The 10,512-nt window shown below is 31.7% G+C and carries 11 protein-coding genes; 6 read left to right on the forward strand and 5 right to left on the reverse strand.

Translation table 11 applies throughout. The features are described from left to right. The first annotated feature begins 28 nt into the window (after window positions 1–28). The 4 genes from FLACOL7796_RS19855 to lptB all read left to right on the forward strand — a co-directional run bounded on the left by FLACOL7796_RS19855 (window position 29) and on the right by lptB (window position 3,106). A complete protein-coding gene (locus tag FLACOL7796_RS19855) occupies window positions 29–994 on the forward strand; it encodes a KpsF/GutQ family sugar-phosphate isomerase (protein WP_173972537.1) in 966 nt (321 codons plus the stop codon). After that, the gene (tatC, locus tag FLACOL7796_RS19860; protein ID WP_173972538.1) at window positions 994–1,809 is read left to right on the forward strand and encodes a twin-arginine translocase subunit TatC; all 816 of its coding nucleotides are present in this window, start codon (window positions 994–996) and stop codon (window positions 1,807–1,809) included. Before FLACOL7796_RS19855 ends, tatC begins: the two co-directional genes overlap by 1 nt. Beyond that, window positions 1,802–2,152, forward strand: coding sequence for a carboxymuconolactone decarboxylase family protein (locus FLACOL7796_RS19865; RefSeq protein WP_173972539.1), 351 nt, complete (start codon window positions 1,802–1,804; stop codon window positions 2,150–2,152). The genes tatC and FLACOL7796_RS19865 overlap by 8 nt, the downstream gene beginning before the upstream one ends. Window positions 2,153–2,365: 213 nt before the next feature. After that, window positions 2,366–3,106, forward strand: a complete 741-nt coding sequence (lptB, locus tag FLACOL7796_RS19870; protein ID WP_012022391.1) for an LPS export ABC transporter ATP-binding protein — start codon at window positions 2,366–2,368, stop codon at window positions 3,104–3,106. 68 nt (window positions 3,107–3,174) lie between these two features. Here lptB and FLACOL7796_RS19875 read toward each other — a convergent pair whose 3' ends face one another. Together FLACOL7796_RS19875 and FLACOL7796_RS19880 are read right to left on the reverse strand one after the other, a co-directional pair. Then, on the reverse strand, window positions 3,175–4,032 hold the full coding sequence (locus FLACOL7796_RS19875) for a glycoside hydrolase family 25 protein (protein WP_173972540.1): 858 nt from the start codon (window positions 4,030–4,032) through the stop codon (window positions 3,175–3,177). Window positions 4,033–4,042: 10 nt separating this feature from the next. Next, the gene (locus tag FLACOL7796_RS19880; RefSeq protein WP_173972541.1) at window positions 4,043–4,759 is read right to left on the reverse strand and encodes a CDP-alcohol phosphatidyltransferase family protein; all 717 of its coding nucleotides are present in this window, start codon (window positions 4,757–4,759) and stop codon (window positions 4,043–4,045) included. A gap of 192 nt (window positions 4,760–4,951) precedes the next feature. On the opposite strand from FLACOL7796_RS19880, the gene FLACOL7796_RS19885 reads away from it, so the two are divergent. Continuing rightward, window positions 4,952–6,019 carry a putative type IX sorting system protein PorV2 gene (locus FLACOL7796_RS19885; RefSeq protein WP_455550749.1) on the forward strand — a complete coding sequence of 356 codons (1,068 nt, stop codon included), beginning with the start codon at window positions 4,952–4,954 and terminating at the stop codon, window positions 6,017–6,019. A gap of 36 nt (window positions 6,020–6,055) precedes the next feature. After that, window positions 6,056–7,192, forward strand: a complete 1,137-nt coding sequence (locus tag FLACOL7796_RS19890; protein ID WP_173972542.1) for a lipoprotein N-acyltransferase Lnb domain-containing protein — start codon at window positions 6,056–6,058, stop codon at window positions 7,190–7,192. A gap of 1 nt (window position 7,193) precedes the next feature. Here FLACOL7796_RS19890 and FLACOL7796_RS19895 read toward each other — a convergent pair whose 3' ends face one another. The 3 genes from FLACOL7796_RS19895 to FLACOL7796_RS19905 form a co-directional block, all read right to left on the reverse strand. Further along, window positions 7,194–8,588 carry a sugar transferase gene (locus tag FLACOL7796_RS19895; RefSeq protein ID WP_173972543.1) on the reverse strand — a complete coding sequence of 465 codons (1,395 nt, stop codon included), beginning with the start codon at window positions 8,586–8,588 and terminating at the stop codon, window positions 7,194–7,196. A 56-nt stretch (window positions 8,589–8,644) separates the two neighbouring features. Further along, entirely contained in the window at window positions 8,645–9,994 is a 1,350-nt protein-coding gene (locus FLACOL7796_RS19900; protein WP_173972544.1) for an O-antigen ligase family protein, read from the reverse strand. Further along, on the reverse strand, window positions 9,994–10,512 hold a 519-nt coding region (locus FLACOL7796_RS19905; RefSeq protein ID WP_173972545.1), incomplete at its 5' end, for a glycosyltransferase. The genes FLACOL7796_RS19900 and FLACOL7796_RS19905, both read right to left, overlap by 1 nt.

Here is a 10,512-nt window from a genome sequence, read left to right on the forward strand (position 1 = left end):
TATACATACAAATTTAAAATATCCTGTTTTGATTACAAAGGAAAATATATTGGCGATTGCCAAAAAAACAATACTCTCTGAAAGTGAAGCAATTACAAAGCTAATTGATTTTTTAGACGAAAATTTCTACGAAGCTGTCCAACGTATTTACGAAACCAAAGGCAGATTAATCGTTACAGGCATCGGAAAAAGCGCTATCATAGCTCAAAAAATGGTAGCCACTTTTAACTCAACTGGCACACCATCTATGTTCCTGCATGCTTCAGAAGCAATTCACGGAGATTTAGGAATGATACAAAACGAGGATATCATTATTTGTATTTCTAAAAGCGGAAACAGTCCCGAAATTAAAGTTTTGGTTCCGTTATTAAAACGCTTTGGAAACACATTGATTGCAATAACAGGAAACGTTACTTCATTTTTAGCAAAAGGTTCTGACTATGTTTTGAACACCACAGTAGAGATGGAAGCTTGCCCTATAAATCTGGCACCTACAAACAGCACAACAGCACAACTTGTTATGGGTGATGCCCTTGCAGTTTGTTTGATGGAAATGCGCGATTTTAAACCAGAAGACTTTGCAGTTTATCACCCAGGCGGAGCTTTAGGTAAAAAATTACTGCTTCGAGTAAAAGACATGATCGAGCATTCATTAAAACCGGCTGTTACTCCGGATACTTCAGTTAAAAAGGTAATTTTTGAAATTTCAGAAAAAAGATTAGGCGTAACGGCTGTTATCGAAAATGATAAAATTATCGGAATTATTACTGACGGAGACATCCGAAGAATGCTAAACGACGTAGATACTATTGCTGACTTAACTGCAAAAGATATTATGTCAAAAAATCCTAAATCAGTATCATCAGAAACTATGGCAGTTGATGCTTTAAACATATTAGAAGATTTTTCTATAACACAGCTTATCGTTTCAGATAACGGAGAGTACAAAGGAGTATTACATTTACATGACATTTTAAAAGAAGGAATCGTATAATGGCAAAAAAGAACCTTGGCGAGATGTCATTTTTAGACCATCTTGAAGAACTTAGATGGTTATTAGTTAGAAGCACAATTGCAATATGCATCATGGCTTTTTTTACTTATTTTATAAGTGATTATTTATTTGATCAGATTATTTTAGGTCCCATAAGACCTACTTTTTTTACTTATGTTTGGTTTTGCGACTTATCTCATTCACTAGGTTTCGCTGATAGCATTTGTATTACCGAGCTGAATTTTATTATTCAGAATACCGAAATGGAAGGACAGGTAAACATTTTTGTATGGATGTGTCTTTTAGCAGGTTTCATACTAAGTTTCCCTTTTATTTTATGGGAACTTTGGAAGTTTATAAGCCCTGCATTATATGAAAAAGAAAGAAAAAATGCCAAAGTATTTATCTTCACTTCTTCATTACTTTTCTTTTTAGGAGTATTGTTCGGTTACTTTGTTGTAATACCAATGTCTGTCAATTTCGTAGCTACTTTCTCTGTGAGTGACGTTGTAAAAAATCAATTTACATTAGAATCATATATGGGGATGGTAAAAACAAGTATTCTTGCGAGTGGTTTGTTTTTTGAATTGCCAATCATTATCTACTTCTTAACCAAATTAGGATTAGTAACTCCTGATTTCTTAAGAAAATATTGGAAATATGCTGTTGTAATTATCTTAATTGTAGCTGCAATTGTAACTCCTCCAGATGTAGTAAGTCAAACTATTGTAGCAATACCAATGTTGATTATTTACGAAGTGAGTATCCTGATTTCGAGGATTGTTTATAAAAATAAATTAAAAGAAAATGTCTGATATCGTACAGGAATTTAATGACTATCGTTCTAAAATGAACGAAAAGTTACTAGCTGATAATAACAAAATTGTAAAGAGAATTTTTAATCTTGATACGAATGCATATGCAGCCGGAGCTCTTGATGTAAAAACAAAAGAGCTTTTAGGATTAGTAGCATCGGCGGTTTTACGTTGTGATGATTGTGTAAAATATCACTTAGAAACCAGCCATAAAGAAGGTGTAACAAAAGAAGAAATGATGGAAGCAATGGGAATCGCAACTTTGGTTGGAGGAACAATTGTAGTACCTCATTTACGAAGGGCCTACGAATTTTGGGAAGCTTTGGAAGAGCAAGGGAATTAAAAAATGTGTCAATTTGATAATTAGATAACTTCTTGAAATTCTTTAATTATCAAATTTAAAAATACCCAATTAGATAATTTTGAAAACGCAATAATTTGTTAATTGATTTATCTGATTGATTATTTTACTTTTAATTTGTCCCTTCTAATAAATTTTAAAATTGAATTTGAGTTAATTATCTCATTTTCTAATTATCTAATTATCTAATTAAAAATGAAGCTAAGAGCCGATAATTTAATCAAAACCTATAAAGGTCGTAGTGTTGTAAAAGGAATTTCTGTTGAAGTTAATCAAGGAGAAATTGTTGGGCTTTTGGGACCAAATGGTGCAGGAAAAACGACTTCGTTTTATATGATTGTAGGATTGGTAAAGCCAAATCAGGGTAACATTTATCTTGATGATTTGAACATTACTGATTACCCAATGTACAAACGTGCACAGCAAGGAATTGGCTATTTGGCACAGGAAGCTTCTGTTTTTAGAAAATTAAGTATTGAAGATAACATTTTAAGTGTTTTGCAATTGACTAAACTTTCAAAAGAGGCACAAATTGCAAAAATGGAAAGTTTAATCGAAGAATTCAGCTTAGAACACATACGTACTAACCGAGGAGATTTACTTTCAGGAGGAGAGCGTCGTCGTACTGAAATTGCACGCGCCCTTGCAACTGACCCTAAGTTTATTTTACTAGATGAACCTTTTGCAGGAGTTGACCCCGTTGCGGTTGAAGATATCCAGAGGATTGTTGCTCAGTTAAAAAATAAAAATATCGGAATTCTAATAACTGATCACAACGTTCAGGAAACATTAGCGATTACAGATAAAACATACTTAATGTTTGAAGGTGGAATTTTGAAAGCCGGAGTTCCGGAAGAATTAGTAGAAGACGAAATGGTTCGTCGCGTTTACTTAGGTCAAAACTTCGAACTTCGTAAAAAGAAACTTGAATTCTAGAAAAAAGTATTCAGTCCCAGTTTTTCGTTTACAGTTATTTACTTAAACTAAAAACTGAGACTGAAAGCTTATTCAACAGTAATAAACTGCAACTGTTGTAAATCGCCGTTATAAATATTCACATCTACTCTGTGTTTAATTCCAGGCAAAGAAGCTTTTTCTGTAAATTGCCAAAAAAGCCAATCATCTTCGATTTTTTCTCTATAGAAATTATAGTTGGCTATCCAGAATAAATATTGCCCAAATTCCTCTTTTAAAAAATCATCGTAATAACTTTCGCCTGTGTAAATTATAGGGCGCACCTGATAATGTGCCTCAACTTTATTCAACCAGCGTTTTAGACCTTTTTTCAAACTATCCAAAGGTTGATTCTTAGGCAATCTTTCGATATCTAAAACCGGAGGCAAATCTCCTTTTTGTAATTTTACTGTTTTAATAAAAAGATTGGCTTGCTCGATAGAGTTCTCATTCGGACGGTAATAATGATATGCTCCGCGTATGATTTTATGTTCTTTTGCTCCTTCCCAGTTTTTTTTAAACTGTCTGTCAACCCTGTCATTGCCCGCAGTTGCACGAACAAACACAAATTGTACAGGATATTTTTCTTCTAAAACCTCTACTTCATCCCATTGTACTTTTCCCTGAAATTCAGATACATCAATACCAATCACTTTTCCTTTATGATTTTCTAAAACTCTAATATTTCGAACATCAGACAAGTGCTTATCAACAGCATCTTCGTCTAAAACTTTGTCTGATTTAAAGCCAAGATAATACTTCAGCCCATCACGATAATGATACACTGCAGCAAAGAAAAGTAATATAAAAAAAGTACAAATAATGAAACGAATTGCTTTTGCAAAAATCGATTTTTGAGGTTTCGAATTCCTGGAATAAGAAGTTCGCCTTGTCGTTTTTCTTGCCATTCAAATAAAACTACTTTTTCAAAAATATATTATTCACTACTGATAACAACACATAGAAAATAATAATTAACGGAATTGCCATGTATTGAAGCGTTATTAACAACAACAACGAAATCAGTAAAAACACGATTTGAAGCACATTATCTTTTACCGTAAATTTCTTGATTTTTAAAGCAAACAAAGGAATTTCGGCATTCAAAATATAAGCACTACATAATGTTATTGCCAATAAAACCCAACGATTACTTAGGATTTCGAATACAATTAATGAATCCGAATATTCTAAAACTAAAGGCAGACTTAAAATAAAAAGCGCATTTGCCGGTGTTGGTAAACCAATAAAAGAATCTGTCTGACGTGTATCAATATTAAAATTAGCCAGTCTGTAGCAAGACCCCAGAGTTACTATAAATCCTAAAAAAGGAATAAAAACAGAACCAATAACTTCATGAGGATTGGCGCTTTTCGCAAACATTGTAAACATGATATAACCTGGTACTACTCCGCTGGTTACCATATCAGCCAAAGAATCTAATTGCAAACCTAACGGGCTTGAAACTTTGAATAATCTGGCAAAAAAACCATCAAAAAAATCAAAAAATATTCCCAAACAAACAAAATAAAAAGCCATTAAATAATCGTCTTGCGAAACAAAAACAACGGCTATACAACCACAAAATAAATTGATTAATGTAATTAAGTTAGGAATGTGCTTTTTGATATTCATGATTTATAAATTTAGATAAATAGTGAACAGCAAATTTAGCATAATAACTCTATGTAAAATGCGTTTTTGCAAGAGTTTTTAATGTGAAATTCTGACTTTCGTAATATTTATCAATTGGAATAAATTTGCTGAGTAAAATATTATATTTTTGGTAAAAATTAAAACAGACTCAGATCTGCAAAAAAATATCCGTTGAAGAAAACCCTACTGCTTTTATTTTGTTTCAATTGCACATTACAATATGCACAAACTGTTCGAAAATATTCGAATGAATTTATGAATATTGGTGTTGATGCAGCTGCTTTAGGAATGTCGAGTGCAGTTACTGCTTCTACAAATGATGTGAATTCGGTTTATTGGAATCCGGCTGGTTTAACCAATCTTGAAGATCATCAAATTTCGTTAATGCACGCCAATTATTTTGCCAATATTGCCCAATACGATTATATAGGATACGCAAGCCCTATTGACGACAGAAGTGCCTGGGGAATCTCGATGATTCGTTTTGGTGTCGATGATATTATGGACACCACACAATTAATCGACAATCAGGGAAATATTGATTATAATAGAATTCGACTTTTTTCGACTGCTGATTATGGTTTTACTTTTTCTTATGCAAGAAAGCTGCCTGTAGACGGATTTCAATATGGAGTAAATGCAAAAATTATCCGAAGAATTATAGGAAAGTTTGCTAATTCCTGGGGATTTGGTTTTGATGTTGGATTGCAATTCGAGCGAAACAATTGGAAATTTGGTTTAATGCTTCGCGATATTACAACAACTTATAATGTTTGGAATATTGATGAACAAGAATATGCAAAAATCGCTAATGCAATTCCGGGCGAGAACAACGAATTACCTGAAAGCACCGAAATTACTTTGCCAAAAGCTCAATTAGGGGTTTCGAGAACATTTGATTTTCATAATGACTATAGTCTTTTGGTTGCCACTAACCTGAATATGCGTTTTGAGCAAACAAACGATATTATTTCATCCCGAATAGTCAGCATTGATCCTGCCCTTGGGTTTGAATTTGGATATACTGATCTTGTTTTTTTAAGAGCCGGAGCAGGAAATTTTCAAAACGTAACACAATTAGATAATACTGAAAAATTAAATTTTCAACCTAATATTGGTCTGGGTTTCAAATATAAAGGCATTCAGATTGACTATGCCCTGACTGACTTAGGAAACCAAAGTACCGCTTTGTACTCAAATATTTTTTCTTTAAAAGTAGATTTAGGTATCTTTAGATAAAATTTACAAACCATAAACTTCTTAAAATTTTAAATCATGAAAAATGTCATTTTCAAAAAAGCACTTTTTATTTTACTATTATTACTAAGTTTTATTGGTTTCAGTCAAAATTTACCTTTATCCAAAGATGCTAAAATAAGTGTCATCACTTGTGGATTAGGCAATGAAACCTATTCTTATTTTGGTCATACTGCTATACGCGTTGCTGATCCTGGAAATAATATTGATGTTGTTTTTAATTACGGTGCCTTTGATTTTAGAACTCCAAACTTTGTTGCCAAATTTGCAAAAGGAGATTTACAATATTTTGTAATTGTACATTCCTTCCCTGAATTTATTGACGAATATAATAATGAAAAAAGAAGTGTATTCGAACAAGAATTGCTTGTTTCTCAAAATGTAAAACAAAAACTTTTTGATAATTTAAATACGACATTAGCTTCTGAAGATCGTTTTTACACTTATAAATTTATTGATAAAAACTGTACTTCAATGGTAGTAGATATTATCAATAAAAGTTTGAACGGTGAGGTTATTACGAAAAAAGGAGATACGCATATAACGTACAGATCGATTTTATTCCCTTATTTTAATGGTCATTTTTATGATCAATTAGGAACAAGTATCATTTTTGGAACCAAAGTAGATCAATTAGGAACTAAGATATTTTTGCCTTTTGAACTGAAAAATAGTTTAGAAAAAACCACTTATCAAAATCAACCTCTAGTTACTAAAAGTAAAACATTGCTTAGTTTTGAGAAAGAAACTCCGAGTTCATGGTGGAATAATGTTTATACTTATCTTTTTATTCTTGCTTTTGTTGTTTTAGCACACAATAAAATAGTAGACAAAATTTATCTTTTGATTTTATCTTTTATAGGAATCTTTTTTGTCTTTATGGGATTTTATTCTTTTCACCAAGAACTGGCGATGAATTATAATGTGCTTTTATTTAGCCCATTATTATTGATTTTAATTTTCCTTTCTATTCTAAAGAATAAAAGATGGACGTATCGATTTGCAGTTTTACACCTGATATTTTTAATAGTTTACGCTATTTTCCTGATCAACAAAGCTCATTTCCTAATTGTATTACCAATGATCATCACAAGCGGATTTGTTTTAGTGAGAATTGCTATTCGAAACAAAAAACGTATTCCGATTATTATCTAAATTACTGTCCGCGGTAGAATAAAACTGTAGTAATTGTTTTGAAAGTAATACTAATATCAAGAAAAATACTGCGGTGTTTGATATAGTATAAATCGTACTGCAATTTTATCAAACTTTCTTCTATCGATTCGCCATAAGAATAATTAACCTGAGCCCAACCTGTAAGCCCTGGCTTTATCACATGTCGGGTTTCATAAAAAGGCATCACATTAGCTATTTCCTCAACAAAAAAAGGTCGTTCTGGTCTTGGCCCAATAACAGCCATATCGCCTTTTAAAACATTAAAAAACTGTGGTAATTCGTCTATTCTTGATTTACGCATCATTTTCCCAAAAGGAGTTATGCGTCTGTCGTTTGAAGTGGCAAAAACAACTCCATTTAATTCAGAATTTTCGACCATTGTTCTAAACTTATAAATTTCAAAAACAACTCCGTTTTTACCAATGCGCTCCTGAGTGTAAAATAATGGACCTTTATTTCCAAATAGATTGACAATATAAATTAAAGGAATAAAAATAATACAAAGCGATAAACCAATAAAGGAAAACAGAAATTCCATAAAACGAACCAAAGACAGGTAAAGCCTATTGGTGTTACTTCTGCTAAAAGGAAAAAATCTGTAAAAATCTCTCGCAATATAATGCACTGGAATACGCTGCGTCTTACTTTCATAAACCTGAGTATATTCGCGAATAACATTTCCGGATTCTAACAAGTGAAGTAATTGTTGGTATAGATCGGGAGTAATTCCGTCTGTTTTTTGAGAAGCGATTATAATCTCAGAAACTTGATTTTTAGACACAAAAGCTTCCAAATCATTTTTCTTAACTTCTTTTACATAATGAAAATTTGAATTTTCTTCAGATATAGAATCCGAATTAACAAAACCTATGATCTTATAATGAGGGTCGACGCTTTCTAATCCTAAAACCAACTCCTCAACTTGATTTTGATCACATATTAAAACAACACTTTGAGAAAATCGTTGCGACGCTAAAAAGTAAACATAAAACAAGCGCCAAATCAAAAGCGTAAAAAGTACTGTTGAATAAAAAATTAAGATGATTAATCGCTGCTTTGGTAATTCAGGAGATAAAAAAGGCGTAAACAAATATGCCAGACTTGAAGCTGTAGCTGTAAAAATTACGCTCTGAAGAATTTGCAATTGATTACTTGCGACCTGCAGATTATAGATTTCGAATATAAATCCAAAAATGTATATATAACTAAGAAGTAAAACAATGCTAAAAAAATTACTTGTATTAAAAACAAAGTAATTATAATCGAATATTAAACTTAATATGTACAATGCCGATAAAACAAAAACAGCATCAAAGAAAAGAAGTAATATTCTTCTTTCCGAAATTTCAAAATGCATTTTATTATTCGAGAACATTTATTCAGTTTGTTAGGGGCTTAAACTTGAGGCAAATGTATTATAAAAAAACAATACTAATCTACGGAATTTTCAGCTTTCTCGGGAATTTTCACCTGAACTGAAAGAAGTGTTAATCCATATATAAAAGCCGGTGCAGCAATTCGCATAGCTGCGTGGTTTATTGTCAGGAGCCAAAAAACAAAAAAAGATAAAAAATATAAGTGTTGCTTGTTATTAATATATAAAACAAATGGTGTTATACCAAGTATCAGAAGTCCAAAAACACCAAAGAGACCATGCTCACTAAGCATACGTGTTATTTCATTATGCGAAGCCACTTCATACCCAAAAGCCTCTTTTCGAACTTCTTTACCCATTCCCGCTCCAATTCCTAAAATGGGATTATCAATAAAATTTCTAATTTCCTCTGCCATGATCTCTTCTCTCCCTCCAAGACGATCATCTTTCGCTCTTCCTCTTGCATCCTGATTTGCGTAGCGTTTTTCAATAAGTCCTCTAGTTTGAAAAGAAGAATAACCCCAGACTCCAGCCGCCATAAAGCCCGTTAGTATAAAAACAAATACAAATTTATTTTTGCCCTTAGCATTGGAAAAACTGTAGAGTAGAAATAATATGCAAACAATCATTGCGACTGCTGTCAAAACTCCCCCTCTGGAAAAAGTAACAATACCTCTGTAAGTAATAAAAAGAAGTAACCCTCCGTTTAAAATCATTATTTTTTTTGATTTAGAAAATAATATCAATTGGGTAAAAAAAATAAAAATCCCCAATCCTAAAATAGTCGAAACCTGATTAGGACCAAATCCACCTGAGGTTTCAAAATTAGATTGTGTTCCGGTTACGACATCTCTAACGCTAGGATTAAACAAAAACAAATACACTGTCGTACTAACTATTGGCAATCCCATCGCAACCAAAATATTCTGCAAATCAGAAAACAATATTCTTCTTTTAAACATGTATATAGATGATATAACCAGACAAACGGGACCTGATAAATTAAATACCAGTAATTTTTTAATGTCAATGGAAGGATTGAAAACAGTAGATGTAATTAAAATACCAGGAATTAACAAAAGAAGAAAAACCCAATATATAGATGCATATTTCGAAAAGTTACTGTAAATCATACCAAAAAGCATGAAGAAAATGACGTTTATTTTTACAAACTCATTATTAAAATTTCCTCCGGTCATTCGTAAAAAAACCTCAACTCCTACTAAATAGGCTGCAATAAAAAGAACTTCATTATTTTTATTCTTCGTTCTATAAACAATAAAAAAACCAATAACAGGAATAGAAAGTGCATAGATTTTTGATAAAAAAGGAACTGCAAAAATCGCCAAAGCACTTAAGGCATGAATTAAAACCAGCTGAATATAAGACAATGCAGAACCTTTCATTAAATGTGTTTTTTATACGATAAAATCAACTTTTCTATCACTACTTCTTCAGAATAATTTTTATAAACTGATTTTTTTAAATTATCCGCCAGCTTACTTCTTAAAGATACATTCGTTACCAATTTTATTAATTGCTCTTTTACTTCGTAAACAGAATGTGGATCAAACAAAAGCCCACTAAAATCATTCTCAATAATTACCTCACAATATCCAACATTTGTAGACAAAACTGCTAAATTTTCTAAGCCATATTCAAGTAAAGTAACAGGAAAACCCTCTTCTGTCGAAGCTAAAACACCTATAGAAGCTTGGGATAATATATATTTTATATCGCTTTTTGAATCATACAAATGTATATCATTATGCAGAGAAGAAGATTGTATAAAGTTTTTTAACATTTTAGAATAAGAATCAAAATAGTCTTTGCCTATCAAATGTAAGGTCCATCCAAAATCTTTTAAATTCAAATCCTTAAAAGCCTTTAATATTAAAATATGATTTTTAGGATTTTTTAAATT

The sequence above is a fragment of the Flavobacterium bizetiae genome (genome assembly GCF_902804475.1).
GTDB lineage: Bacteria > Bacteroidota > Bacteroidia > Flavobacteriales > Flavobacteriaceae > Flavobacterium > Flavobacterium bizetiae.